This is a genomic window from Nocardioides marmorisolisilvae, from assembly GCF_031656915.1.
Taxonomy (GTDB): Bacteria; Actinomycetota; Actinomycetes; order Propionibacteriales; family Nocardioidaceae; genus Marmoricola; species Marmoricola terrisoli.
In genome coordinates this window covers 553,781-578,605 of record NZ_CP134227.1, presented here as the reverse complement: position 1 = coordinate 578,605, position 24,825 = coordinate 553,781, and the positions used below count along the sequence as shown (strand labels likewise).

Below are 24,825 nucleotides of genomic sequence, written 5' to 3'. Positions count from 1 at the left end.
TACGCCCGTCAAACGCACACTCCTCCATCTCGACATCGGAAGGCGCAGCATGCAAACGGCCGACTTCATCCTTCAGCGACTCGGCGAGTGGGGCATCCACCGGATCTTCGGATATCCCGGCGACGGCATCAACGCGTTCCTCGGTGCGCTGGACCGCGCGGACGGCGATCCGGAGCTGATCCAGCCCCGGCACGAGGAGATGGGCGCGTTCATGGCGACCGCGCACGCGAAGTTCACCGGCGAGATCGGGTGCTGCATCGCCACCTCGGGAGGCGGTGCGATCCACCTGCTCAACGGGCTCTATGACGCAAAGCTCGACCACCAGCCAGTGGTCGCGATCGTCGGCCAGCAGAAGCGGATCGCGATGGGTGCGGCCTTCCAGCAGGAGATCGACCCCAACACCCTGTTCAAGGACGTGGGCGCCGACTTCGTGCAGACGTGCATGGTGCCGGCCCAGGCGCGCCAACTCGTGGACCGGGCGTGCAAGGTGGCGCTCACCAACCGCACGGTCGCGGTCATCATCGTGCCCGACGACGTCGCCGAGTCGCCGGCGGTGCCCTCGCCGCCCCGCGAGCACGGCGCCGTCTACACCAGCGTCGGATGGACCCAGCCACGGGTGCTGCCCGACGACGCCGAGCTGGACAAGGCGGCGGAGATCCTCAACGCCGGCGACAAGGTGGCGATGCTGGTCGGCCAGGGCGCCGCGAAGGCCGCCGACGAGCTCGTGGAAGTCGCCGAGCTGCTCGGCGCAGGCGTCGCGAAGGCATCCCTGGGACGGGCGGTGCTGCCCGACGACCTGCCCTACGTGACCGGGCCGATCGGTCTGCTCGACTCGACGGCGAGCCACCACATGATGATGAACGCCGACACGCTGTTCATGGTCGGCACCAGCTTCCCCTACGCCGAGTGGCTCCCCGAGGAGGGCCAGTGCAAGGGCGTGGAGATCGACATAGACGGCAAGTACATCGGGATCCGCTACCCGATGGACGCCCACGTGGTCGGAGACGCCAAGGAGACCCTGAAGGCGCTGATCCCCAAGCTGAAGCGCAAGCAGGACCGGTCCTGGCGCGAGGACATCGAGGCGGAGGTGCGTGAGTGGTGGGACGTGCTCGACGACCGGGCCCACGACAAGGCCGACCCGATGAACCCCGAGCTCGTCGCCCACGAGCTGTCCGCGCGGCTCCCCGACGACGCGATCATCACCACCGACGCCGGCACGGCCGCGAACTGGTGGGCACGTCACCTGCGGCTGCGCACGGGAATGCAGGCCTCCCTGGCCGGCAACCTGGCGACGATGGGCCCCGGCACGCCGTACGCCATCAGCGCCAAGCTCGCCTATCCGGACCGGCCCGTCATCGCGATGGTGGGCGACGGCGTGTTCCAGATGAACGGGCTGGCCGAGATGATCACCGTCAAGCGCTACCTCGACCGCCTGTCCGGCTCGCCGCTCGTGTTCTGCGTCTTCAACAACCAGGACCTCAACCAGGTCACCTGGGAGCAGCGGGCGATGGCCGGCGACCCGCGCAACCCCGAGACCCAGGCGATCCCGGATGCGCCCTACGCGGAATGGGCACGGCTGCTCGGCCTCACCGGCATCCGATGCGACGACCCGAAGAAGATCGGCAACGCCTGGGACGAGGCGCTCGCCTCGGACAAGCCGGTGGTGCTCGAGGTCGTGGTCGACCGGGAGGTCCCACCGATCCCGCCACACATCAAGAAGATGCAGGCCAAGAAGGTGGCCAAGGCGCTCAAGAAGGGTGACTCTGACATGCCCGGCATGGCGACGAAGGGCGCCAAGCAGAAGATGCACGAGTTCACCGAGTCGGTGAAGCAGTCCCTTCCCGGCGGCAACGACTGATGGGCGCCTCGACGATCGAAGTTCCGGCGCATCCGGATCCCCGGTTCTCGACCGGGATGGTGGCCCTCGACACCGTCAACGTCGCGGGTCTGGAGAAGCACCTGCGTCGCCACGTCAAGGGCGAGGTGCGCTTCGACTCCGCGACCCGCGCGATGTATGCCTCGGATGCCTCGAACTTCCGGCAGGTGCCGATCGGGGTGGTGATCCCCAAGACGCTCGACGACGTCGTCGCCACCACGGTCGCCTGTCACAAGTACGGGGCGCCGCTGCTCAGCCGGGGCGGGGGCACCAGCCTGTCCGGCGAGACCGTCAACGTCGCGGTGGTCATCGACTTCAGCAAGTACCTCACCGGCATCGGCGAGGTCGACACCCGCAACCAACGGGTCACCGCCGAGCCCGGTGTGATCAACGAGCAGCTGAACAAGGTCACGGGTGAGGACAACCTCGTCTTCGGCCCCGACCCGTCGTCACACTCGCGCTGCACGATCGGCGGCAATGTCGGCAACAACTCGTGCGGGGTGCACTCGGTTCAGTCCGCGGCCTACGGCCCCGGGCCACGCACGTCGGACAACGTGCACGCCCTGGAGGTGGTGACCTACGACGGCAGCAGGTTCTGGGTGGGGGTCGACGAGGAGAAGGACCTCGACCGCATCATCGCGGAGGGCGGCCGCAAGGGCGAGATCTACGCGGCGCTGCGCGCCCTGAGGGACAAGTACGCCGACGAGATCCGCGCCGGCTTCCAGCCCGTGGACGTGCTGCCCCGACGCGTGTCCGGCTACAACCTCGACGAGCTGTTGCCCGAGCGCGGCTTCAACGTCGCCCGCGCGCTGACCGGCACCGAGGGCACCTGCGCGACGGTGCTCAACGCGACCCTGCTGCTCACTCCGGCGCTGCTGGAGCGCACCACCGTGGCGGTCGAGTATCCGACGCTCGTCGATGCGACCACCCACGTCGGCGAGATCATGAAGTGGAAGCCGATCGCCCTCGAGGGCCTCGACTGGCAGCTGATCGAGGACCAGAGCGAGCAGGACATGCACACGCAGGGCCTGCACGAGCTGCCCAAGCTGGGTCCGGAGCACGCGTGGCTGCTGGTGCAGTTCGGCGACGACAGCCAGACCGAGTCCGTCGCCCGTGCGGAGGCCTTCGCCAAGCACCTCACCGACGTGCTGGGCTACGACGCCGACCGCGTCAAGGTCACCAAGAGCGTCCAGGAAGGCGGCAGCAGCGACAAGATCTGGGAGATTCGCGAGGGCGGGCTCGGCAGCACCGCGTTCCCACCGGGCGACATCGACCACTGGCCGGGTTGGGAGGACTCGGCGGTGCCGCCGGACAAGCTCGGCCCCTACCTCAGTGACCTGCAGGACCTCTACTCGCGCCACGGACTCAAGGGCGCGATGTACGGCCACTTCGGCGAGGGCTGCATTCACTCCCGGATCAGCTTCGACCTGCGCCGCCCGCGGGGACTGAGCACCTATCGGGCGTTCCTGGAGGACGCGGCCGACCTGGTGACGTCGTACGGCGGCACGCTCTCAGGTGAGCACGGCGACGGCCAGCAGCGCGCAGAGCTGCTGGAGCGCCAGTTCGGCCCGACCCTGGTGCAGGCGATGCGCGAGTTCAAGCAGATCTGGGACCCGGACTGGAAGATGAACCCGGGCAAGGTCGTCGACCCCTACCGGTTCGACGAGAACCTGCGGCTGGGTGTCGACTACAACCCCCCGCGGCCGACGACGAAGATGCACTGGGCCGAGGACGGCGGCGACTTCGCGCACGCCGCGCTGCGCTGTGTGGGCGTGGGCAAGTGTCGCGTGCCGGAGGCACAGACCACGATGTGCCCGAGCTTCCAGGTCACCCACGAGGAGAAGCACTCCACCCGCGGCCGGGCGAGGTTGCTGTTCGAGATGCTCAAGGGCGAGGTGATCACCGACGGCTGGCAGTCCGAGGAGGTCGCCGACGCGCTGGACCTGTGTCTGGCCTGCAAGGGCTGCACGAGCGACTGTCCGGTCAACGTGGACATGCCGTCCTACAAGGCGGAGTTCCGGTACCACCACTACGACTCATGGAAGCGCAGACGCCCGCGTTACGCCTACGCCTTCGGGTTCATCGACCAGGCCTCCAGGCTGGCGTCACTGATGCCGGGCCTGGTCAATCTGGTCACCCAGACGCCGGGCCTGCGCGCCGTTGCGCGGCTCGCCGGCGGCATCGACCGACACCGGGAGCTGCCGACCTTCGCGCCGGTCACGCTGCAGCAGTGGTTCGCGCGGCGTGGGGGGACCCGGAACCCCAACGGCCGGCGGGTGGTGCTGTTCCCCGACACCTTCAACAACCACCTGCACACCGACGTGGGCGTGGCCTGCGTGGAGGCGCTCGAAGCGGCCGGCTGGCAGGTGGTGATGCCGTCGGGGCACCTGTGCTGCGGTCGGCCTCTCTACGACTACGGGTTCCTCGACCAGGCCGAGCGCTACCTGCATCGGGTGCTGGAGGTGCTGCGTGAGGAGATCCGCGCGGGCACGCCCGTGGTGGGCATGGAGCCCAGCTGCCTGGCGGTCTTCAAGGACGAGCTGACCAGGATGCTGCCGCACGACGACGATGCGATCCGGCTGACGAAGAACTGCTACCACTTCGGTGAGTTCTTCGAGACCTTCGACGTCGAGGTGCCGGCGCTGGAGCGCGAGGCGATCCTGTGGGGCCACTGCCACCAGCGTGCGACGGGCGGCGTGGACCCCGATGCGTCGGTGCTGGAGCGGATGGGGGTGAGCAGCGAGTCCGTCGAGGGCGGCTGCTGTGGGCTCGCAGGCGCATGGGGCTTCGAGCGGGGGAAGTACGAGATCTCGGTCGACTGCGGGGAGCAGGCACTTCTGCCCGCGGTGCGCGAGGCCGACGACGACACGCTCGTCGTCGCCGACGGGTTCTCCTGCAAGACCCAGATCGAGGACCGCACCAGGCGCCGCGCCCTGCACCTGGCCCAGGTGATGGCGATGGCCCGCGACCACGGCCGCAACGGGCCCGCGGGGGCGAGGCCGGAGCGTGGCTACTACCTCAAACGACCCTCGGCAGGACCGGGACGGCGGGCACTGCGCGCGCTGGGGTACGCCGGGCTGGCGGCCACGCTCGGCGCGGTCGGTGCCGGGGTGCTCGCCGCGGGCTCGGGGAGTCAGTCGGTCCGAGTGGTGGGCCAGTCCAACGGATAGTCCTCGGCCGCGGCCTCCATCTGCTTGCGCAGCTTCTTCCGTGCCCGGGTGCTGAGCCGGTCGCCGAAGACGGTGCCGGCGGTGTGGTCGGTCTCGTGTTGCAGGCACCGGGCCAGCAGACCGGTGCCCTCGAACACGACATCGTGGCCGTCGAGGTCCTGTCCGGTGACCCGAGCCCGGTCCGGACGGGCGCACGGCACGAACGCGCCCGGGAAGGACAGGCACCCCTCGTCGTCATCATCGAGACGGCGGTCCCTGCCCTCGGGGATCTCCAGGACCGGGTTGCACACCACGCCCTGGTGTCGCTGGCTATCCGCGTCCGGACAGTCGAAGACGAAGACGGCGAGGTCGACACCGATCTGGCATGCGGCCAGGCCGACGCCGTCGGCGGCGTACATCGTCGCGGCCATGTCCGCGACCAGGGCCTTGAGGTCGTCGTCGTACTCCGTCACGGACCGGGCGCGACGGTGCATGACGTCCTCGCCCCAGCGGGTGATCGGACGGATCTCGCCGTCCGGCGGTAGCGCGGGCATGGGAGGGATCCTACGAGGCGCAGCGGCGCCGCCGTGGCTGTGGTGCGGGACACGGCGGTGCTCTGTGGCGCTACGTGTAACTCACAGTTACAGTTATCGCATGTCCGTGATCAAGAACGCGAAGGACGCCCTCTCGCCAGGCGGCAAGCATGGCTTGTCCTCCCGAGAGAGCCGCGACCCGATCGGCTACGCAGTGGCCGCCCTCAACACCCTCGCCCAGAGCGAGCTCATCGACCGGCTGAAGCTCCGCAAGTCCGCCGAGCAGGTCGTGTTCACCACGACCCGCAACGGGTTCCGCGCGATCGGCGCCGCGAACCGGACCTTCGCCCGCCAGGGGAAGAGGTCCGAGGCCGGCGTCCGCGTCCCTGCCGCCAGCGGCAAGGGCGTCTTCGACCTGACCCCCACCGAGGACGAGCAGATGCTCGTCGACGTGGTCTCCGAGTTCGCCTCCGAGATGGTCCGGCCCGCCGCCTCGGACGCCGACGCCGCCTGTGCGGCTCCCGAGGAGCTGCTCAAGGCGAGCCTGGAGATCGGGCTGCCGATCCTGGGCGTGCCCGAGAAGCTCGGTGGCATCTCCGAGGAACGCTCGGCGATGGCCGGCACCCTGGTCGCCGAGGCCCTCGCCAAGGGCGACCTCGGCCTGGCCGTGGCCACTCTGGCGCCCGGGGCCGTCGCCACCGCGATCTCGCTGTGGGGCACCGATGCCCAGCAGCAGACCTACCTCCCGGCGTTCACCGGCGACGACGTCGCCGCCGCCGCGCTTGCACTGAGCGAGCCGGCCGTGCTGTTCGATGCCCTCTCCCCGGCGACCACGGCCACCCGCAATGCCGACGGCTACGTGCTCAACGGCGTGAAGTCCATGGTGCCGCGGGGTGCCGACGCGGAGCTGTTCGTGGTGGGCGCCTCGGTGGACGGCAAGCCCGCCCTCTTCCTGGTGGAGTCCTCGACCAGTGGTCTCACCGTCGAGGCCGACCCGTCGATGGGTGTCCGGGCCGCCGGGCTCACCACACTTCATCTCAAGGACGTCCAGGTGGCGGCCGATGCGCTCCTGGGTGACGCCGACGGGACGACGTACGCCGAGTGCGTGCGGCTGTCCCGCCTTGCGTGGTGCGCGCTCGCGGTCGGTACGGCGCAGGCGGTGCTCGACTACGTGACGCCGTACGTCAACGAGCGTGAGGCGTTCGGCGAGCCGATCAGCCATCGCCAGTCGGTGGCGTTCATGGTCGCCAACATCGCGATCGAGCTGCAGTCGATGCGGCTGCTGACCTACAAGGCGGCCGCGCGCGCCGCCCAGGGCAAGGACTTCAGCCGAGAGGTCGGCCTGGCCCGCAACCTGTGCGCGGCCAAGGGCATGCAGATCGGTCTCGACGGTGTCCAGCTTCTCGGTGGTCACGGATTCGTCAAGGAGCACCCGGTCGAGCGGTGGTACCGCGACCTGCGTGCGATCGGTCTCGCGGAAGGTGCGGTGCTGGTGTGAGGCGAGGAACCCGCGTAGGCACCAACAACCACGAATCCCGACCGAAGACGGCAGGAACCACGGCATGATCAATCTCGAGACCCCCAAGAAGCACCGCGCGCTCATCGACCAGGCCCATCAGGTCGCGATGAACATGCTGCGGCCGATCTCCCGGAAGTACGACCTCGCCGAGCACGAGTATCCCAAGGAGCTCGACATGCTCGCGGCGATGATCGACGGGCTGTCCGACTCCGGAGCATCTGAGGGCGCCGGCGCGACCGGCGTACGCCGCGACAACGGGGACGATGCCGCCTCGAAGGATGCGCCGTCGGTCAAGAACGGCGCCAACCTGGCCTCGGTGCTATCCGTCGCGGAGATGTGCTGGGGAGACACCGGCCTGCTGCTCTCCATGCCTCGGCAGGGCCTGGGCAACTCGGCGATCGCCTCGGTCGCCGACGACGAGCAGCTCGAGCGGTTCAAGGGGACGTGGGCCGCGATGGCCATCACGGAGCCGTCGTTCGGCTCGGACTCCGCGGCGATCAGCACCACCGCCACCAAGGACGGCGACGAGTACGTCCTCAACGGCGAGAAGATCTTCGTCACCTCCGGCGAGCGCGCCGACAGCGTGGTCGTCTGGGCCACGCTGGACAAGGCGGCCGGTCGGGCGGCGATCAAGTCTTTCGTGGTCACCAAGGGCACCCCGGGGATGAAGGTCGAGCGGCTCGAGCACAAGCTCGGCATCCGCGCCTCCGACACGGCGGTGATCACCTTCACCGACTGCCGGGTGCCGGCCGCGAACCTCCTCGGCTCGCCCGAGGTGGACGTCAAGCAAGGGTTCGCCGGGGCGATGGCGACCTTCGACAACACCCGTCCGCTGGTCGCCTCGATGGCAGTCGGCTGCGCCCGTGCATCGCTGGACCTCACCCGCGAGCTGCTCGAGCAGGCCGGCGTCACGATCGACTACGACAGGCCGGCTCAGACCCAGCACGCCGCCGCGGCCAAGTTCATCCAGCTCGAGGCGGACTGGGAGGCGGGCCTGCTGCTCACCCTGCAGGCCGCCTGGATGGCCGACAACCGCAAGCCGAACTCGCTGGAGGCCTCGATGGCCAAGGCGAAGGCGGGCCGGGTCGGCTCCGATGTCACGCTGAGCTGTGTCGAGCTGTGCGGCACCCTGGGCTACAGCGAGGCAGAGCTGCTCGAGAAGTGGGCGCGGGACTCGAAGATCCTCGACATCTTCGAGGGCACTCAGCAGATCCAGCAGCTCATCGTCGCCCGACGCATCCTGGGCCTGTCCTCCAGCGAGCTCAAATAGGCCGAGGCGGCGCTAATTTGCAGCCAAACGACCTCGAGGCGGCGCAAATGAGCGCCGCCCCGAGGTCACGTACGCTCGCGGTGTGCAGTTCCTCAACGACGCTCGGCCGCCGTACGACCTGACCTACGACGACGTCTTCATGGTCCCGCGGCAGTCAGCCGTCACCTCGAGGTACGACGTCGACCTCGAGGTGACGGACGCCACCGGGCTGACCATGCCCCTCGTGGTGGCGAACATGACCGCGGTCTCGGGGCGCCGGATGGCCGAGACGATCGCCCGACGCGGCGGGATGGCGGTGCTGCCGCAGGACATCCCGCTCGACGTGGTGGCGGAGGTCGTCGGCTGGGTCAAGGAGCGGCACCCGCTCTTCGAGACCCCGATCACGCTGTCCCCGCAGCAGACGGTCAGCGACGCGCTGGCGCTGCTCCCGAAGCGGGCGCACCGTGCCGCCGTGGTGGTCGACGCAGGCCGGCCGGTCGGCATCATCACCGAGGCCGACTGCCTGGGCGTCGACCGGTTCACCCAGGTCGGGCACGTGATGACCAGCGAGATGGTCACCCTCACCGCGGACATCGACGCGCGCGGTGCCTTCGACGTCCTGGCGGCGTCGCGGCACCGGCTGGCTCCGGTCGTCGACGCCGGCGGGGCCCTGGTCGGCCTGCTGACCCGGGTCGGTGCACTGCGCTCGACGATCTACCGACCGGCCGTCGACGCGACCGGCAGGCTGCGGGTGGCTGCGGCGCTGGGCGTCAACGGCGACGTGGGTGGCAAGGCGCGTCGGCTGCTCGACCTCGGCGTGGACACCCTGGTGGTGGACACCGCGCACGGGCACCAGGAACGGATGCTCGAGGCGCTGGCCGCCGTACGTGCGCACGATCCCGCGGTGCCCGTGGTGGCCGGCAACGTGGTCTCGGCCGACGGCGTGCACGACCTCGTCGAGGCCGGAGCCGACATCGTCAAGGTGGGCGTCGGGCCGGGTGCGATGTGCACGACCCGGATGATGACCGGAGTCGGCCGACCGCAGTTCAGCGCCGTGCTCGAGTGTGCGCAGGCCGCCCGTGAGCACGGTAAGCACGTCTGGGCGGACGGGGGAGTGCGGCACCCCCGCGACGTCGCCCTGGCGCTCGCCGCCGGCGCGAGCGCGGTGATGGTCGGCTCCTGGTTCGCCGGCACCCACGAGTCGCCAGGCGACCTGCAGCGCAACGCCGACGGTCGTGCCTACAAGGAGAGTTTCGGGATGGCCTCGGCACGGGCGGTGGCGCAGCGCACCTCGGCCGACTCCACGTTCGAGCGGGCCCGCAAGGGCCTCTACGAGGAGGGCATCTCCTCCTCGCGGATGTTTCTCGACCCGGAGCGCCCCGGCATCGAGGACCTCGTCGACGAGATCTGCTCCGGCGTCCGCTCCGCCTGCACGTACGCCGGAGCCCGCGATCTGACCGAGTTCGCGGACCGTGCGGTCGTGGGGATCCAGTCGGCGGCCGGCTACAACGAGGGTCGGCCCCTTCCCGGGGGCTGGTGAGCGGACGAGCCATCGCCGCGGCCTACCCTCTACGTCGTGACCACGCTGATCGTTGCTGCGACGCCTGAGGAAGCGGCCTACATCCCCGACGGACTGCCGGTGCTGATCAGCGGTGTCGGCAAGACCGCGACCGCGGCGCGTCTCGCGGGCGTGCTGACTGAGGGCGGCGTGACAGAGGTCGTGAACGTCGGGACGGCCGGCGCGCTGCGTCCCGGCGTCAGCGGGTTGCATCTACCCGGGTCGGTGTTCAATCACGAGATCTCCGCCGATGCGCTGCGGGTCCTCGGCTACGACCCGGTCGAGTGGATCGACCTCCCGCTGGGGCGCGACACCGTGCTCGCGTCGGGGGACACCTTCGTCACCGACGTCAGGGTCCGTGAGCGGCTTGCCCAGGTGGCCGATCTGGTCGACATGGAGGGATACGCCGTGGCCTGGACATGTCGCGCGTTCAACATCCCGGTACGTCTGGTCAAGCACGTGTCCGACAACGCCGACCACGAGGCGATGGGCTGGCCGGACGTGGTCGACCGGAGCGCTCGGGTGCTCGGCGACTGGCTCGTGGCGAACGTGACCGACTGACCTACCGCGCCGATTCGTTGCCGGGCCTGGTGCTTTGCTAGGGTTGGCCCGCTCGTCCGGGTGGCGGAATAGGCAGACGCGCTAGCTTGAGGTGCTAGTCCCCGTATAGGGGGTGGGGGTTCAAGTCCCCCCTCGGACACTGAACTACGAGACAAGAACCCTTGGCCCAGCCAGGGTTCTTGTTTTTCTCAGACCATTTTCAGGGAAGATCTGCGGCCCGCCGACACGGTGTGCTCCCCAGGGTGCACACCGGGGGTTTTATCCCAGGGGACCAGGCGGGGGACCCGCGTGAATCCGACGTGCAGAGGTCTAGGTGATGGATACGCCCTGGGTCCGATGCCGTCTCCTGTGCGCGACACCGCCGAGCATCGAGCATCGGGCCTTGCCGACTTGCCTATGTCCTTAACTAGGGCAGCGTTACCGCTCGGCAACTTCCGGGACGGCCAGCAACCGATCCGAAGGCGAATCCTGCGAATCGCCTGCGGCGGCCCGGGACCTGTGCCACTGTGGGCCACAGTGGCCACGGCAGGCCTGGCCTCACGAAGCGGGGGAACCCATGAAGCGCTCATGGAAGCTGAGCCTGACCGTCGGTGTGATCGTCCTCGGCTCGGCAGTCACCGGCGCGGCCCTTGCCACCACCGAAGTGACCATCCACCCGATCACCCTGTGTGTCGGGAAACCGGGCGCGCATGTGAACGCACCAGACAGCGACGGCCAATGCGCAAAGTCGCAAACCGCCATCGAGGTGGCCTCTGGAGACGACGCCCGAGCGTTGTCGGACAGGTTAAACAACGCCGAGGACGCGATCGCATCCGATGAGCTGGCACTTCAGAACCAAAGCAAAAGCCTTGGCGCCGTCCAGGCAAAGCTCGACGCGCTGGCCGCCATCCATACGGCTCACTTGAGGCTGACCCTGGCATTCCTGAATCCCGATGCGCCCGAACAATTCACTTGGCAGGTCACCGGCACGAATCTGAAGCCGGGTACGACGGTCAAGGTGGACATATGCCCCCAGAACGATGGCGTGTGCGACCGTCTATTGAATGAATATGTCGTGGATTCAGACGGGCGTGTGTCGGTTAGCGACGGCGGGTTGTATTGCGACGCCAAGGGATATGGACTGCGCGCATTTGGGATCGACATCTTCGGCAACGCGGTCGCATCAGGCATTGCGGATTTGGATGGTTGCTAGGGACGACCGTGGCGGCCGAGGGGCGTCGCTGATGGCTTATGTCGGCGGCGCTCCAAAACTGGTCGATTCCGGCGCCTGAAAAGTGAACGGTTTGGGTGAGTCTAGGACTCGTCTTCTGCTGTGGTGGTGCGGATGCTGGGGAGGCTGTCGATGCCGCGTCCGCGGAGCCTGTAGCTGGCGCCCTTCAATGTGAGGACGTCGGCGTGGTGGACGATGCGGTCGATCATGGCCGCGGCGACGGCTTGGTCTCCGAACACGCCACCCCAGCTGGAGAACGGCAGATTCGAGGTGAGCACGAGCGAGGCGTGTTCGTAGCGGGATGAGACCAGCTGGAAGAAGAGGTTCGCGGCGTCTTGTTCGAAGGGCAGGTAGCCGACCTCGTCGACCACAATCAGCCCGTAACGGCGTAGCCGGGCGAGCTCTTGGGGCAGTCGTCCCTGCCGGTGGGCCTCGGTGAGTCGGGTGACCCAGTCGGTGGCGGTCGCGAACAGGACCCGATGCCCGGTCTGGGCGGCGGTGACGCCCAGGGCGGTGGCCAGGTGGGTCTTCCCGGTGCCGGGCGGTCCCAGCAGAACAACGTTGCGGGCCTCGGCCAGAAAGCCGCCTGAGGCCAGTGCTGCGATCTGTTGCCGGATGCCGGGTTGGGCGTCGAAGTCGAAGTCCTCGATGGTCTTGACGGTCCCGAACCCGGCAGCCCGGATCCGCAGGTGGGCTCCGGAAGCGTTCCTGGCTGCGACTTCGCGTTCCAGGACGGCGGCGAGGTAGTCCTCATGGGTCCAGCCGGCGTCACGGGCTTGGTCGGCAAGCCGTCCTGCTGCTTCGGTGATCCTGGGTGCCTTTAACGCCGAAGCCAGGTAGGTGATCTGCTTGAGTGCTTCGGTGCTCGCGGCAGCCTTGGTGTTCTTCGCGGTGGCCATCAGCTCATCGCTCCCTCGTCGTTGCCGAGCAGACCGAAGGCGCGGTCGTAGTCACTCAGATCGCGCAGAAGGTCATCGCCAGTTGTCGCTGCACTGACTGGGCGTGGTTGCTGGAACCGTTTGCGCAGCCAGGCAGCGGTCTCGACATGGGCGGGGTCGGTGACGGTAGCGCCCCTGGCCCAGATTCGGGTGTGCTCGGTGACCAGCCGTCCCTCGGCGTGGACCCGGACGTGCTCCAGGTCGGCGGACACGTCGACGAGGCGGCCGATCAGGGTCGGGTCCACGGAGTAGTCGTTGGTGTCCAGACGCACGTAGTAGTCGCGGCCCAGTCGGATCCGGTTGCGCCAACCCAGATGCAACGGGATTGGTGGCAGCGGCAGCATCGCGGCCCGGTCGGCCTCGACCAGATCAACCGGGGATGCCTTGATGGTGCGCACCGTCCGCGCGTTCGCCTTCAGCAGCCAGTCGCCGAACTGGTCGTTGAAGTCGACCGGGGAGCCGAAGGTGCGTCCGGGCATGAAGGAGGTCTCGAACCAGCCATTGCGGCGTTCCACCAATCCCTTGGATTCCGGATCCCTGGGCGGCAGCAAGACCAGCTTGGTGGCCAAGGTGCCCATGAACTGCTCGACGCCTTCGGCGCGGCGGTGTCCGCGGCCGATGCCAGGCTCGTTGTCCCAGATCAGGCGTCGTGGCACCCGTCCCAGTTGCTGGATCAACTCCCACGAACCCAGCAGCAGGTCCTCAGTCTTGCGGGTAGGGATCATCTTCGCGGTGATGAACCTCGAGTGCGCGGCGGTGATCACCAGCACCGGCAACAGCTTGGTGGTGCCGTCCTCCAGCGGGATCCGCCTCGGCGGGAACCACAGATCACACTGCGCCGCATCACCCGGCGCCCAGACGAGCCGATCCGCCGGATCCACCGGCCGATGCTCGGGACGCAGCCGCTTCACGTTCTCGGAGAACCAGCGGATCGATCCCGTCCAGCCGACCCGCTCGGCCAACACCGTGGCAGGCATATCCGGCGTCACCTCGAGCAACTCCCGCACCCGCGGCTCGAACACCGCGAACGACGACGCCTTCGGCGTCCGCTCATAGCGGGGCGGCGCCTCAGAGTTCACCGCCTTGATGACCGTGGTCCGCGAGATCCCCAACCGTGCCGCGATCCGTGCCTTCGGCACCCCCTCAGCAGCCAGCCTCCTGATCAGCGCCCAGTCCTCCAAAGTGATCACACTCCAATCGTTGAGTGTTCACTTTTCACCGCCGAAACTGTTCAATTTTCGAGCGCCGCCGACAGCTTAGGCCAAGGATCCAAGACATAGACTCGTCGAACAAGTCGATCGTCGGTGCACCCCTGTGGGGGCACATCACGCGTTTCAACGGTGGCGAACGGGATCCAGCGGGCACGATTTCACGCTCAGAACCCCGGATGTGGCGATTCTGAGCGTGGATTCTTCTGGTTCAAGTCCCCCTCGGACACCAACGCGATGTGGTCCCTGACCTGAAACGCAGCAGGGGCCACAGCGCTTTTCTGCTCATGGGAGCACCAGGGGGGCACGCCGGGGTGCGCCGTTTCAGATCGAGACGTTCAGCGCCGCAGCGACACCCAGGATCTCGCCCGAGCCGAAGGCTTCAAGCAGATGGTCGACGCCGCCGGCCAGCGCTGGCCGAAGGATGGGTGAAGGGGATGGGCTTCGTGCGGCCGGTGGTCGAGGAGCCCGCAGTCCCGCCACGCAGCGACACCGGCGCGCTTGAGCGCCGACCTCCAGATGAACGCACATCTACCGGACCGAGGGCGATCGACTCGCCGAGATCTGGGGCGTCCACGACGAGTACGGCGCCCGCATCCAGCTGGGCACGATCACCGCACCCGACGTGGCAGCCCTCAGGCGATGACCGGGACAAGCCACGTGTCGCCCTCGCGGGGCGCTCCTCGCAGGGTGGTACTCCGACTCCCATGACAAGGCGTCCACTGGTGCCGTGATCGCGCCCGACGCACAGTAGAGGCATGAGTGATTCCACCCAGATGTCCTTCCTCGCGGGCAAGCCCGTCCGCCGCATCGGCTTCGGCGCGATGCAGCTCGCCGGTCCCGGGGTCTTCGGGCCACCCGCTGATCCCGAGGGCGCGCGGTCGGTGTTGCGTCGGGCGGTCGAGCTCGGTGTCGACCACATCGACACCGCCCAGTTCTACGGCCCCGACGTCGTCAACGAGCTGATCCGTGAAGCACTGCACCCCTACCCGGAGGACCTGCGGCTGGTGACCAAGGTGGGCGCCACCCGCGACGCGCAGGGCGGCTGGTTGCCGGGCGCGGAGCCCGCCCAGCTGAAGTCCCAGGTCGAGCAGAACCTCCGTTCACTGTGCGTCGAGCGGATCGACCTGGTGAACCTTCGCCGCTTCGAGGTCGACGATCCCGAGCGTCCATCCCCGCCGCTTGCCGACCAGCTGGGCGCACTCGCCGAGCTCCGCGACGAGGGCAAGATCGGCATGATCGGCGTCTCCAGCGTCACCGCAGCAACGGTGCGGACCGCGATCGAGTCCGTAGGCATCGGGGAGGTGCAGAACTCGTTCAGCATCCTCGACCGCTCGGACTCGGCCGTGCTCGACCTCTGCCGCGAGCACGGCGTGCCCTACGTGCCGTACTTCCCGCTCGGCTCCGCCTTCGGAGGCGGCGGGCCCAACGCGCTGGCCGCCGATCCACATGTCAGCGCGGTCGCGACGAGGCACGGCGCGTCCCCCAGCCAGATCGCGCTGGCCTGGCTGCTCGCGCAGTACGACCAGCTCCTGCTGATCCCCGGCACCAGCTCGATCGCCCACCTCGAGCAGAACATGGCCGTCCTGGACATCACCCTGGACGACGACGACCTGACCGCGCTCGACAAGGTCGAGCCCGTGCACGTCGGCCACTGACTGACTGACCGACTCAGGGCACCGACATGTCCTGGAGCCCGACGACGATGGCCATCGCGAGGGCGTCGGCGTCGGGCGACCCTGGCTCAGCGGTGAACACGACGATCTGCAGGTCGCTGCCGTGCACGGTCAGTACGTCGCAGTCGACGGTCATCCGCCCTACGACTGGATGTTCGAGCGTCTTGCGCTGCGCACCTCGCACCCGCGCGGGCGTGGTGCTCCACAGCTCTGCGAACCGCGGGCTCTGCGCGCGTAGGTCGGCCACAAGTGAGGCAAGGTCGGGGTCCTTCGGGAGCCGGATCAGCGCCGCCTGCAGGTCGGCCACGACGTCGCGCTCGACCATCGACCTGGTCTGCGGCTCGAGGCGGCCCATGCCGGGGACGTCCATGAAGGTTCGCCAGGCACGGTTGCGCCCGCGTCCCGTCTCGGCCGAGACGTCTCCGAAGAGGGCGTCGGCCGCACGGTTCTGTACGACGGTCTGCCACGCGGCATCGATCACCGTCACCGGGATCTCGCCGAGCCGGTCCACGATCCTGGCAATGCTCGGCGAGAGGTGCCGGTCCATCAGGTCCGACCCGGGCGGCGGCTGCCCGGCCATCCGGTAGAGCCGGTCGCGCTCCTCGTCATCGAACCGCAGCGCCCGCGCCAGCGCCTGCACCACCTGGGCGGACGGATGCCGAGCGCGTCCCTGCTCCAACCGCACCAGGTAGTCACCCGAGAGGCCGGCCAGCTGGGCTACCTCCTCGCGCCGCAGCCCCGGCGCGCGACGTCGTGGCTGGGTCGGCAACCCGACCGCGCTCGGTGTGAGGCGGTCGCGCCACATCCGCAACTGGGTCCCGAGCTCGCTGGAGGACATCCCCCGATCCAACTCCCTGCGAGGAGGAGATGCACGGCGTCGCCGTGGCCGGCGCAGCAAGGGCGGACCGGTCCTGGTCGCTGCTCGGGGGCCTGTCTGCTCACTGGACGCCGTACGCCGGCGTCGATGTCGTCGATGAGGGTGGGGCGGCCCAGCGGCTTGGCCTGAGGAGTTGACTGAGCGTCATGACGAACACCTCGGTTTCTCGGACGGTCCTCGGCAACGCCGCGCCGCTCACCGTGTCCGCACTTGGCCTCGGCTGCATGGGCATGTCGGAGTTCTATGGCACGCCCGACGAGCGTGGCGGCATCGAGACCATCCAGCGCGCCCTCGATGTCGGAGTCACCTTCCTCGACACCGCTGACATGTACGGCCCGTTCACCAACGAGCAGCTTGTCGGCAAGGCCATCGCCGGCCGTCGCGACGAGGTCCAGCTCGCAACCAAGTTCGGCAACGAACGGCTGCCGGACGGAACTCGGGTCGGCATCAACGGCAGTCCCGACTACGTGCGCAAGGCCTGCGACGCATCGCTCCAGCGGCTCGGTGTCGACCACATCGACCTGTATTACCAGCATCGCGTCGACAAGACCGTGCCGATCGAGGAGACCGCCGGCGCGATGAAGGAGCTCGTCGAGGCGGGCAAGGTCCGGCACCTGGGTCTCTCCGAGGCATCGGCCGCCACGATTCGTCGTGCCCACGCGGAGCACACGATCACGGCGCTGCAGACCGAGTACTCACTGTTCACCCGCGACCTCGAGGACGAGATCTTGCCGACCATCCGCGAGCTCGGCATCGGCCTGGTCCCGTATTCGCCGCTCGGGCGGGGGATGCTCACCGGCAAGCAGGAGTGGGCCAGCCACGAGCAGGGCGACGGGCGTGCCTCGGCCTCCTTCCCACGGTTCCAAGGCGAGAACCTGGCCACCAACCTCGAGCTCGTCGAGAGGGTGCGCGGACTGGCTGACGAGAAGGGGTGCACGCCCGCCCAGCTGGCGCTCGCGTGGGTTCTCGCCCAGGGCGATGAGGGACTCGGCGTGGTGCCGATCCCCGGTACCCGGCGGGTGCGCTACCTGGAGCAGAATCTCGGAGCACTGGCGGTCGAGCTGACGCCGGACGACCTCGAGGCGGTGGAGCGAGCCGTGCCGCGCGGTGCGGTCGCCGGAAACAGGTACGGCGACATGAGCCACATCGACGCCTGACGTCTGCGGCCCTATCCGGCCGAGCCGAGGCGGGCGGACAATCGGTCCAGGTGGGCAAGCACCGTGGACTCGTCGGCGTCGGGCACGCCCCAGATCAGCTCGGACGCCCCGGCTGCGGCCCAGTCGGCGTGGTCCTCGGCCGTGGGCTTCTTGGCCACCAGGACGCGGATGTCGGGCTGCCCCTCCCGGCCCGCTTCGGCCCACTCCTCGCGCAGCAGCTTTGCTCGTGCGGCGACGTCGGTCTCGATGGGGGTGGTCATCCAGCCGTCGGCGTGCCGGGCGATCCATCTCATCGTCTTCGGCCCGCCTCCCGCGCCGATGATGACCGGGACCCTGCCCTGCGGTGGCTTGGGGTAGGCCCAGCTCGGACCGAAGGACACGAACTCGCCGTGGTAGGCCGCCTCCTCCTCGGTCCACAGCGCGCGCATCGCCTCGAGGTACTCCTTGAGCACGGTACGGCGCCGATCGGCGGGAACGCCGTGGTCACCGAGCTCGTCGGTGTTCCAACCGAATCCCGCGCCGATGGTGACGCGGCCGGCCGAGAGGTGGTCGAGGGTGGCCACCGTCTTTGCGAGCGTGATCGGGTCCGACTCCACCGGCAGGCAGACTGCGGTCGACAGCCCGATCCGCTGGGTCACCGCAGCGCAGGTGGCCAGGGACGTCCATGGATCCAGCGTGCGCAGGTAGCGATCGTCTGGCAGCTGCTCGCCCCCGGTCGGATGCAGCGCGTCACGACGCACCGGGATGTGGGTGTGCTCGGGCACATAGATGGTGTCGAAGCCGCGTTCCTCGGCGGCTCGGGCGAGGTCCGCTGGAGCAATGCCTCGATCAGAGCTGAACAGGACGATTCCGTTGCGCATGGACCGAACGATAGAACGCGTTCTAGAAGATCGGCAGAAGGGCTTGTCGTGGCACACCTGGCCGCTTAACCTGGACAGATGTCCAGTCAGGTGCTCAGCGAATCTCCGCGGCGAGGCTTGAACTCGCGCCAGGCGGAGACGGTCGAGCGGTTGCTCGCTGCCGGGATGGACGAGCTGAGAGCAGTGGGCCACGAGGCCCTGACGGTGCGGACCGTCGCCCAACGAGCAGGCGTGTCACCGGCCACGGCGTACACCTACCTGGCCTCGAAGAACCACCTCTACGCCGAGCTGTTCTGGCGGCACGTCACCCTCGACGTCCCCGCGCCGCGACCCGCACGGGACGAGACCGATCGAGTTCGTGCCGAGGTGCGCGCGCTGGCAAGACAGATCGCCAAGGAGCCCGCCCTCGCGGCCGCGGTGACGCCGGCCCTGCTGGGCAGCGATCCGGACGTCGACCGGCTCCGGCTGCGGATCGGCGCCGAGTTCGTGCGCCGGTTCCAGCGAGCCCTCGGTGATAGCGCGGACCCGGACGTGGTCGACACCCTCGTGCTGGCGTTCTCCGGTGCGCTGCTGCAGGCGGGGATGGGCTTGATGACCTACGACGAGATGACGGATCGCCTCGACGCGGTCGTGGCAGTGATCATGAGGGGCAACTGAGCATGCCGACCGCAGCAACCTCCGCACCGCTGGTCTTCGACCCCTACGACTACCACCTCCATGAGGATCCCTATCCGGTCTATGCGCGACTACGGACCGAGGACCCGTTCCACCACAGCGCGGCGTACGACCTATGGGTGATCTCCCGCCACGAGGACGTCGGAGCCGCTCTGCGAAACGACGAGGTGTTCTCCAACGCGATGGGTGTCTCCATCGACAAGAGCGCCTGGACGCCCGACGCGCACAAGGTGATGTCGTTCCTCGCGATGGATCCGCCCCGGCAGATCCGGCTGCGCAAACTGGTGTCGCGTGCCTTCACCCCACGCCGGGTCCGCGAGCTGGAACCGGAGATCCAGCGGCTCACCGAGACCTACCTCGACGCCGCTCTCGCACAGGACATCGACCTGGAGTGGATCAGCCAGCTTGCCGGTCTCCTCCCGATGGACGTGATCTCGCAGATGATGGGCGTGCCGCCGGCGGACCGTGCCGAGGTGCGCCGGCTCGCCGACCTCGTCGTGCACCGTGAGGACGGCCTCCAGGATGTGCCCCCGGCAGGGATGGCTGCCTCGCTGGAGCTCGTCGGCTACTACGCCGACATGATCGCGCAGCGGCGCAGGCAGCCGACCGACGACCTGACCTCGGCGCTGCTGGCCGCCGAGCTGGACGGCGACCGGCTGGACGATGACGAGATCATTGCGTTCCTGTTCCTCATGGTGGTGGCGGGCAACGAGACGACGACCAAGCTGCTGGGCAACGCGCTCTTCCACCTCGGGTCCCGCCCGGACCAGGTGCGTGACGTCTTCGCGGACCCGACCGCGGGCACCGCAGGAATGGTCGTGCCATGGGTGGAGGAGACGCTGCGTCACGACACCTCCAGCCAGATGCTGGCCCGGCACCTGCGTGCCGACGTGTCGCTGCACGGGCGGGTGGCGCCCCGGGGAGCGAAGGTGCTGCTGCTGGTGGGCTCGGCCAACCGAGACGAGCGCGTGTTCACCGACCCGAACCGCTACGACGTGCGCCGCGACCGCGACGAGCTGTCCCAGATCCTCAGCTTCGGCGCCGGCAAGCACTACTGCCTCGGCGCCAACCTTGCCCGCCTCGAGGCGCGCGTCGTGCTCGCCGAGTTTGTCCGTCGGTTCTCCTCCTTCGATGTCCACGCCGACCGAGCCGTTCGGGTGCACTCGACCAACGTCCGCGGCTTCGCCGAGCTGCCGATCTCGGTGGTGCCGCGATGAGTCGACGGCTCCCACAGCCGGACCGGCGCCCCACCGTGGTCGCGGGCGCGTCCTCGGGCATCGGGTCGGCCACTGCCGTCGCCCTGGCGGCACGCGGATTCCCGGTCGCGCTCGGGGCGCGCCGGACCACCGAGTGCGAGCAGGTCGTCGATCAGATCCGATACGCCGGCGGTACGGCGGTCGCGCATGCGCTCGACGTGACGGACGCCGAGTCCGTCGCGGCGTTCGCCGCCAAGGTGACCGCCGACCTCGGAGACGTGGAGGCGGTGGTCTCGAGCGCTGCGCGACTCGTCCCCGGCCGCGTGCACGAGGTCGACACCGCCGAGTTCGCGGGGGAGATCGACGTCAACGTGCTGGGCGTGCACCGGTTGGTGCGGGCATTCGTGCCGGCAATGGTCGAGCGGCGTCGTGGGGACGTCCTGCTGGTGTCTTCCGACGTCGTCGACACCGTCCGTCCGTTCATGTCGTCCTACGCCACCGGCAAGTGGGCCGTGGAAGGCCTGGCCCGGTCGCTGAGGCTCGAGCTGGAGGGCACCGGCGTACGCGTCTCGGTGGTGCGGCCCGGTCCCACGATGACCGGCATGGGCATGGACTGGAGCACAGCGGACACGGCCATGGTCCTCGACGGCTGGAGCCGCTTCGGGCTCACCCGCAACGGACACTTCATGAAGCCGGGCGCGGTCGCCGACGTGATCGCCTACGTCCTCGACCTGCCGAGGGGGACCACGATCCCGCTCGTCGAGGTCAACCCCGAACCAGATCTCACCCCGACCGAGGAGACGCCATGACAGACGTGAGGGACCGTTCCACCGGCCTCGCCGGGATCCCGGAGGTCTCCAGCCGGTTCCCCGAGCACGAGCACGGCCATCTGGAGGACCTTCGCCACGATCCGATCGGGCTGCTCACCCGGGTCCGGCAGGAGTGCGGCGACGTGGGCAGGTTCCGTCTCGCTGACAAGGACGTCGTGCTGGTCAGCGGCGCAGAGGTGAACGAGGTCTTCTTCCGGGCGCCCGACGAGATCCTCGACCAGGCGGCGGCGTACCCCTTCATGACACCGATCTTCGGCAAGGGCGTCGTCTTCGACACCACGCCGGAGAAGCGTAAGGAGGCGCTGAAGAACCAGGCGCTCCGCGGCGAGATGATGCGCGGTCACGCGACCACGATCGAACGCGAGATCCGCCGGATGGTCGCCGACTGGGGAGACTCCGCCGACGGATGGCGCGAGATCGACCTGCTGGACTTCTTCGCCGAGCTGACCATCTACACCACCTCGGCCTGTCTCATCGGCCAGCGGTTCCGGGAGGAGCTCGACGGCAGCTTCGCCCGGCTCTACCACGACCTCGAGCGGGGCACCGACGCGATCGCGTTCGTCGACCCCTACGCCGACATCGACAGCTTCCACAAGCGCGACGCCGCAAGGCTGGCCCTGGTCGCACTGGTGCAGGGCATCATGGACCGGCGGCTCGCGGAGGGGGCGACGATCGAGGGTGGCCTGCCCAAAGACGAGCGGGACCTGCTCGATGTGTTGATGGCGCTGAGGAATCCGGACGGCAGCCAGCACTTCAGCGCGGACGAGATCACCGGCATGTTCATCTCGATGATGTTCGCGGGACACCACACGAGCTCGGGGACCGCGGCCTGGACGCTGATCGAGCTGCTCCGCCACCCCGACGTGCTGGCCGGCATCACCGCCGAACTCGACGAGCTCTACGCCGATCCCGACGGAACCGGGTCCGTCGAAGTGTCGTTCCAGGCACTCCGCTCGATCCCGCGGCTGGAGGCGGCGCTGAAGGAGACGCTGCGCCTGCACCCGCCGCTGGTGCTGTTGCTGCGGGTGGCCCAGCAGGACATCGAGATCGGCGGCCACACCGTGCCCGCCGGCGCCATGGTCGGTGCCACACCCCGGGTGTCGAACCGGATACCCGAGGACTTCCCCGACCCGGAGCGCTTCGACCCGGCGCGCTACCTCGACCCCCGCCAGGAGGACCTGGCCAACCGATGGACGTGGATCCCGTTCGGTGCCGGCCGACACCGCTGTGTGGGAAACGCCTTCGCGATGATGCAGCTCAAGGCGATCTTCTCGGTGCTGCTGCGCGACTTCGAGTTCGCGATGGTGCAGCCGTCGGAGTCCTACCGTGACGACACCTCCAAGATGGTGATCCAACTGGAGCAGCCCTGCCGGGTCGCCTACCGCCGGCGTACCACTGGCGGGCGAAGCGGACCGCACCCGGCGGCGGGGGAGGCGACCCCGATCGACGCCCCGGCCGGGCTGCGCGTGCGCGCCGACCGGGATCTGTGCCAGGCCCATCAGATGTGCCAGCCCGAGGCGCCGGGTGTGTTCGGCTTCGACGAGGTTGCCGACAACGTCGTCGTCCTCGACGAGCATCCGTCCGACGACCAGCGCGCCCAGGTGGAGCGCGCGGTCAAGTACTGCCCTGCAATGGCCCTGACCATGGAGGACCGATGACAGAAGCCGTGACCCTCGACCGCGCCCGGATGGAGGCGTTCTGGGAGGACTGGCTGAACGCCAACCGTGAGGCGGAGCAGCGCAACGACTGGGCACTGCTCGCCGATCGCTACTCCCTGGACGCGACCTACGGATGGATGTACACCCCCGACGAGCACTTCATGGCCGTGGGCCGTGAGGAGATCCGGGAGCGCGCCCTCGGCACCGAGATGGACGGACTCGACGGCTGGCACTACGACTACGTCGCCACCGTGATGGACGAGAGCAACGGCATGGTCGTCGGCTTCTGGCGGCAGCGTGCCGGCATCGTCGACGACGCCACCGGCCACGAGTACGAGATCCTCGGCATCGGTGGGAGCTGGTTCGGGCTCGTGGACGACCCAGACGCCCGCACCGGCGTCTCGATCGGCTGGCAGCGCGACTGGTTCGACCTCGGCTCGACGGCACACACCTTCCTCGCCCTCGCGGGCTCGGGGAATGCACCCCAGGGCCTACTCGACCGGATGGCGCAGAACGGCATGGACCTGCCCGGCCACTACCGGCTGGCCGACCTGCCCTCGACCGTGTGGCCGCCGCCCGTCGACGCAGGTCTGCACACTGATCAGCCCGCCACGTCCGGTGGTGCACGATGACGCTGGACACCCCGGTGCCGCAGATGCTGGTCGATGGCAAGCTCGTCGGCGCGAGCGACGCTGCGACGTTTCCGATCCACAATCCGGCTGACGGCACCGAGATCGGGCGCGCCCCAGACGCCAGCCGCTCCGACGTCGATACGGCGATCGCGGCGGCACGTCGCGCATTCGACGAATCGTCGTGGTGCACGGACCGCGAGCTGCGGGTCCGCTGCCTGCGCCAGCTCCGCCAGGCGCTGCTCGACCACGCCGAGTCGTTCCGCGCGCTCACCACGGCCGAGGTGGGGATGCCGGCGTTCATGATGGGCGCGGCGGGCTTCGACGTACCCGTCGAGGGCCTGAGATGGGTGACCGACCTCGCTGCAGGCTATGCGTTCGAGTCCGACCTGGGGACCGCGTCGCCGATGGGAATCGCCTCGCGTCGCACGGTACGACGCGAGCCGGTGGGCGTCGTCGCTGCCATCACACCGTGGAACGTGCCGACCCAGATCAATCTGGCCAAGGTCGGTCCTGCCCTGGCGGCGGGGTGCACGGTCGTGCTGAAGCCGGCGCCGGACACGCCGTGGGTGGCCTGCGAGCTCGGCCGGCTGGTGGCCGAGCGCACCGACATCCCCGCAGGCGTGTTCAACGTGGTGACGCCGCACAGCAACGACGTCGCCGCGATGCTGACCACGGACCCCCGCGTGGACATGGTCTCCTTCACCGGCTCGACAGCGACCGGCAAGGCGATCATGGCCGCGGCAGCGACCACGCTGAAGCGGGTGTTCCTCGAGCTCGGCGGCAAGTCGGCGGCGATCGTGCTCGACGATGCGGACGTCGCCGCCGCGGCAGCGGCGACCGCGTTCGCGGCGTGCATCCACGCCGGGCAGGGCTGTGCGCTGACCACCAGGCTGGTCGTCCCCCGCGATCGGTACGATGAGGCGGTGCGCTCCGCCGCGGCGACGATGGAGTCGATCGGAGTCAAGGACCCGTCCGATCCCGGCGCTGTCTGTGGCCCGGTGATCTCGCAGGTGCAGCGCGACCGGGTCGCCTCCTATCTGCGCCTGGCGGAGGAGGAGGGCGGCACGTTCGCCACCGGCGGTCACGTGATCGAGCGCGACGGCTGGTGGGTCGAGCCCACGGTGGTCGCGGGGCTGGACAACTCCTCCCGGCTGGCCCAGGAGGAGATCTTCGGGCCGGTGCTCGTGGTGATCCCGCACGACGGGGACGACGATGCCGTCCGGATCGCCAATGACTCCGCCTACGGCCTCTCGGGCTCGGTGGACTCCGCCGATCCCGTGCGCGCGCGGGCGGTGGCAGCACGGATCAGGACCGGGACGATGGCCGTCAACGGCGGGGTGTGGTTCAGCCCCGACGTGCCGTTCGGCGGCTACAAGCACTCCGGTCTCGGCCGCGAGATGGGCGTCGCCGGATTCGAGGAGTACCTCGAGACGAAGACCATCGCCGAGCCCGCCTGACCGGCC

General features: G+C 68.9%; 21 protein-coding genes and 1 tRNA gene. 17 read left to right on the top strand and 5 right to left on the bottom strand.

Annotation, left to right across the window (positions count from 1 at the left end; all coding sequences use genetic code 11):
• Positions 1–49: 49 nt before the first annotated feature.
• Both Q9R13_RS02780 and Q9R13_RS02775 read left to right on the top strand, forming a co-directional pair.
• Positions 50–1,858 (top strand): thiamine pyrophosphate-requiring protein, encoded by a 1,809-nt coding sequence (locus Q9R13_RS02780; RefSeq protein WP_310963529.1) that lies wholly within the window; start codon positions 50–52, stop codon positions 1,856–1,858.
• The gene (locus Q9R13_RS02775) at positions 1,858–5,046 is read left to right on the top strand and encodes an FAD-binding and (Fe-S)-binding domain-containing protein (RefSeq protein WP_310963528.1); all 3,189 of its coding nucleotides are present in this window, start codon (positions 1,858–1,860) and stop codon (positions 5,044–5,046) included. Before Q9R13_RS02780 ends, Q9R13_RS02775 begins: the two co-directional genes overlap by 1 nt.
• Here Q9R13_RS02775 and def read toward each other — a convergent pair.
• Positions 5,010–5,579 (bottom strand): peptide deformylase, encoded by a 570-nt coding sequence (gene def, locus Q9R13_RS02770; RefSeq protein ID WP_310963527.1) that lies wholly within the window; start codon positions 5,577–5,579, stop codon positions 5,010–5,012. The two genes, Q9R13_RS02775 and def, sit on opposite strands and share 37 nt — an antisense overlap.
• 100 nt (positions 5,580–5,679) lie before the next feature.
• On the opposite strand from def, the gene Q9R13_RS02765 reads away from it, so the two are divergent.
• From Q9R13_RS02765 to Q9R13_RS02740, 6 genes are all read left to right on the top strand, one after another.
• Positions 5,680–7,056, top strand: coding sequence for an acyl-CoA dehydrogenase family protein (locus tag Q9R13_RS02765; RefSeq protein WP_310963525.1), 1,377 nt, complete (start codon positions 5,680–5,682; stop codon positions 7,054–7,056).
• A 64-nt stretch (positions 7,057–7,120) separates the two neighbouring features.
• On the top strand, positions 7,121–8,347 hold the full coding sequence (locus Q9R13_RS02760) for an acyl-CoA dehydrogenase family protein (protein ID WP_310963524.1): 1,227 nt from the start codon (positions 7,121–7,123) through the stop codon (positions 8,345–8,347).
• Between the two features lie 82 nt (positions 8,348–8,429).
• Positions 8,430–9,866 carry a GuaB1 family IMP dehydrogenase-related protein gene (locus Q9R13_RS02755; protein WP_310963523.1) on the top strand — a complete coding sequence of 479 codons (1,437 nt, stop codon included), beginning with the start codon at positions 8,430–8,432 and terminating at the stop codon, positions 9,864–9,866.
• 36 nt (positions 9,867–9,902) lie between these two features.
• The gene (locus Q9R13_RS02750) at positions 9,903–10,445 is read left to right on the top strand and encodes a nucleosidase (RefSeq protein WP_310963522.1); all 543 of its coding nucleotides are present in this window, start codon (positions 9,903–9,905) and stop codon (positions 10,443–10,445) included.
• A 54-nt stretch (positions 10,446–10,499) separates the two neighbouring features.
• A tRNA-Leu gene (locus Q9R13_RS02745) sits at positions 10,500–10,584 on the top strand.
• A gap of 417 nt (positions 10,585–11,001) precedes the next feature.
• A complete protein-coding gene (locus tag Q9R13_RS02740) occupies positions 11,002–11,637 on the top strand; it encodes a hypothetical protein (RefSeq protein ID WP_310963521.1) in 636 nt (211 codons plus the stop codon).
• Positions 11,638–11,738: 101 nt separating this feature from the next.
• Here Q9R13_RS02740 and istB read toward each other — a convergent pair whose 3' ends face one another.
• Together istB and istA are read right to left on the bottom strand one after the other, a co-directional pair.
• Positions 11,739–12,554 (bottom strand): IS21-like element helper ATPase IstB, encoded by an 816-nt coding sequence (istB, locus tag Q9R13_RS02735; protein WP_310961737.1) that lies wholly within the window; start codon positions 12,552–12,554, stop codon positions 11,739–11,741.
• Positions 12,554–13,783 carry an IS21 family transposase gene (istA, locus tag Q9R13_RS02730; RefSeq protein ID WP_310962791.1) on the bottom strand — a complete coding sequence of 410 codons (1,230 nt, stop codon included), beginning with the start codon at positions 13,781–13,783 and terminating at the stop codon, positions 12,554–12,556. The genes istB and istA overlap by 1 nt, the downstream gene beginning before the upstream one ends.
• Before the next feature lie 776 nt (positions 13,784–14,559).
• Here istA and Q9R13_RS02725 point away from each other — a divergent pair.
• On the top strand, positions 14,560–15,459 hold the full coding sequence (locus Q9R13_RS02725) for an aldo/keto reductase (protein ID WP_310963520.1): 900 nt from the start codon (positions 14,560–14,562) through the stop codon (positions 15,457–15,459).
• Between the two features lie 13 nt (positions 15,460–15,472).
• Here the strand turns inward: Q9R13_RS02725 and Q9R13_RS02720 are convergent, their stop codons facing one another.
• A complete protein-coding gene (locus tag Q9R13_RS02720) occupies positions 15,473–16,315 on the bottom strand; it encodes a helix-turn-helix transcriptional regulator (protein ID WP_310963519.1) in 843 nt (280 codons plus the stop codon).
• A 29-nt stretch (positions 16,316–16,344) separates the two neighbouring features.
• Here Q9R13_RS02720 and Q9R13_RS02715 point away from each other — a divergent pair, with 29 nt between their 5' ends.
• Both Q9R13_RS02715 and Q9R13_RS02710 read left to right on the top strand, forming a co-directional pair.
• Positions 16,345–16,491 (top strand): hypothetical protein, encoded by a 147-nt coding sequence (locus Q9R13_RS02715; RefSeq protein WP_310963518.1) that lies wholly within the window; start codon positions 16,345–16,347, stop codon positions 16,489–16,491.
• 9 nt (positions 16,492–16,500) lie between these two features.
• Positions 16,501–17,511 (top strand): aldo/keto reductase, encoded by a 1,011-nt coding sequence (locus Q9R13_RS02710; RefSeq protein ID WP_310963517.1) that lies wholly within the window; start codon positions 16,501–16,503, stop codon positions 17,509–17,511.
• An 11-nt stretch (positions 17,512–17,522) separates the two neighbouring features.
• Here the strand turns inward: Q9R13_RS02710 and Q9R13_RS02705 are convergent, their stop codons facing one another.
• A complete protein-coding gene (locus Q9R13_RS02705; RefSeq protein ID WP_310963516.1) occupies positions 17,523–18,371 on the bottom strand; it encodes an LLM class F420-dependent oxidoreductase in 849 nt (282 codons plus the stop codon).
• Between the two features lie 78 nt (positions 18,372–18,449).
• Between Q9R13_RS02705 and Q9R13_RS02700 the strand changes: the two genes are divergently transcribed.
• From Q9R13_RS02700 to Q9R13_RS02675, 6 genes are read left to right on the top strand one after another with little or no spacing between them, the layout of a single operon-like run.
• On the top strand, positions 18,450–19,028 hold the full coding sequence (locus Q9R13_RS02700; protein ID WP_310963515.1) for a TetR/AcrR family transcriptional regulator: 579 nt from the start codon (positions 18,450–18,452) through the stop codon (positions 19,026–19,028).
• Positions 19,029–19,030: 2 nt separating this feature from the next.
• Positions 19,031–20,263, top strand: coding sequence for a cytochrome P450 (locus Q9R13_RS02695; protein ID WP_310963514.1), 1,233 nt, complete (start codon positions 19,031–19,033; stop codon positions 20,261–20,263).
• Complete coding sequence (locus Q9R13_RS02690; protein WP_310963513.1) at positions 20,260–21,051, top strand: SDR family oxidoreductase; 792 nt, start codon at positions 20,260–20,262, stop codon at positions 21,049–21,051. The genes Q9R13_RS02695 and Q9R13_RS02690 overlap by 4 nt, the downstream gene beginning before the upstream one ends.
• A complete protein-coding gene (locus Q9R13_RS02685) occupies positions 21,048–22,730 on the top strand; it encodes a cytochrome P450 (RefSeq protein WP_310963512.1) in 1,683 nt (560 codons plus the stop codon). The genes Q9R13_RS02690 and Q9R13_RS02685 overlap by 4 nt, the downstream gene beginning before the upstream one ends.
• Entirely contained in the window at positions 22,727–23,362 is a 636-nt protein-coding gene (locus tag Q9R13_RS02680) for a hypothetical protein (RefSeq protein ID WP_310963511.1), read from the top strand. The genes Q9R13_RS02685 and Q9R13_RS02680 overlap by 4 nt, the downstream gene beginning before the upstream one ends.
• Positions 23,359–24,819: an aldehyde dehydrogenase gene (locus tag Q9R13_RS02675; RefSeq protein WP_310963510.1), complete on the top strand. Its 1,461-nt coding sequence runs from the start codon at positions 23,359–23,361 to the stop codon at positions 24,817–24,819. The genes Q9R13_RS02680 and Q9R13_RS02675 overlap by 4 nt, the downstream gene beginning before the upstream one ends.
• Positions 24,820–24,825: the final 6 nt, after the last annotated feature.

Excerpts from the sequence above, each read along its gene's own strand:
- Q9R13_RS02720 (WP_310963519.1), bottom strand. The coding sequence starts at position 16,315 with ATGTCCTCCAGCGAGCTCGGGACCCAGTTGCGGATGTGGCGCGACCGC.
- Q9R13_RS02765 (WP_310963525.1), top strand. The coding sequence starts at position 5,680 with ATGTCCGTGATCAAGAACGCGAAGGACGCCCTCTCGCCAGGCGGCAAG.
- Q9R13_RS02690 (WP_310963513.1), top strand. The coding sequence starts at position 20,260 with ATGAGTCGACGGCTCCCACAGCCGGACCGGCGCCCCACCGTGGTCGCG.
- istB (WP_310961737.1), bottom strand. The coding sequence starts at position 12,554 with ATGGCCACCGCGAAGAACACCAAGGCTGCCGCGAGCACCGAAGCACTC.
- Q9R13_RS02700 (WP_310963515.1), top strand. The coding sequence starts at position 18,450 with ATGTCCAGTCAGGTGCTCAGCGAATCTCCGCGGCGAGGCTTGAACTCG.
- Q9R13_RS02740 (WP_310963521.1), top strand. The coding sequence starts at position 11,002 with ATGAAGCGCTCATGGAAGCTGAGCCTGACCGTCGGTGTGATCGTCCTC.
- Q9R13_RS02680 (WP_310963511.1), top strand. The coding sequence starts at position 22,727 with ATGACAGAAGCCGTGACCCTCGACCGCGCCCGGATGGAGGCGTTCTGG.
- Q9R13_RS02675 (WP_310963510.1), top strand. The coding sequence starts at position 23,359 with ATGACGCTGGACACCCCGGTGCCGCAGATGCTGGTCGATGGCAAGCTC.
- Q9R13_RS02695 (WP_310963514.1), top strand. The coding sequence starts at position 19,031 with ATGCCGACCGCAGCAACCTCCGCACCGCTGGTCTTCGACCCCTACGAC.
- Q9R13_RS02725 (WP_310963520.1), top strand. The coding sequence starts at position 14,560 with ATGAGTGATTCCACCCAGATGTCCTTCCTCGCGGGCAAGCCCGTCCGC.
- Q9R13_RS02715 (WP_310963518.1), top strand. The coding sequence starts at position 16,345 with ATGCACGGCGTCGCCGTGGCCGGCGCAGCAAGGGCGGACCGGTCCTGG.
- def (WP_310963527.1), bottom strand. The coding sequence starts at position 5,579 with ATGCCCGCGCTACCGCCGGACGGCGAGATCCGTCCGATCACCCGCTGG.
- Q9R13_RS02705 (WP_310963516.1), bottom strand. The coding sequence starts at position 18,371 with ATGCGCAACGGAATCGTCCTGTTCAGCTCTGATCGAGGCATTGCTCCA.
- Q9R13_RS02775 (WP_310963528.1), top strand. The coding sequence starts at position 1,858 with ATGGGCGCCTCGACGATCGAAGTTCCGGCGCATCCGGATCCCCGGTTC.
- Q9R13_RS02685 (WP_310963512.1), top strand. The coding sequence starts at position 21,048 with ATGACAGACGTGAGGGACCGTTCCACCGGCCTCGCCGGGATCCCGGAG.
- Q9R13_RS02710 (WP_310963517.1), top strand. The coding sequence starts at position 16,501 with ATGACGAACACCTCGGTTTCTCGGACGGTCCTCGGCAACGCCGCGCCG.
- Q9R13_RS02780 (WP_310963529.1), top strand. The coding sequence starts at position 50 with ATGCAAACGGCCGACTTCATCCTTCAGCGACTCGGCGAGTGGGGCATC.
- Q9R13_RS02760 (WP_310963524.1), top strand. The coding sequence starts at position 7,121 with ATGATCAATCTCGAGACCCCCAAGAAGCACCGCGCGCTCATCGACCAG.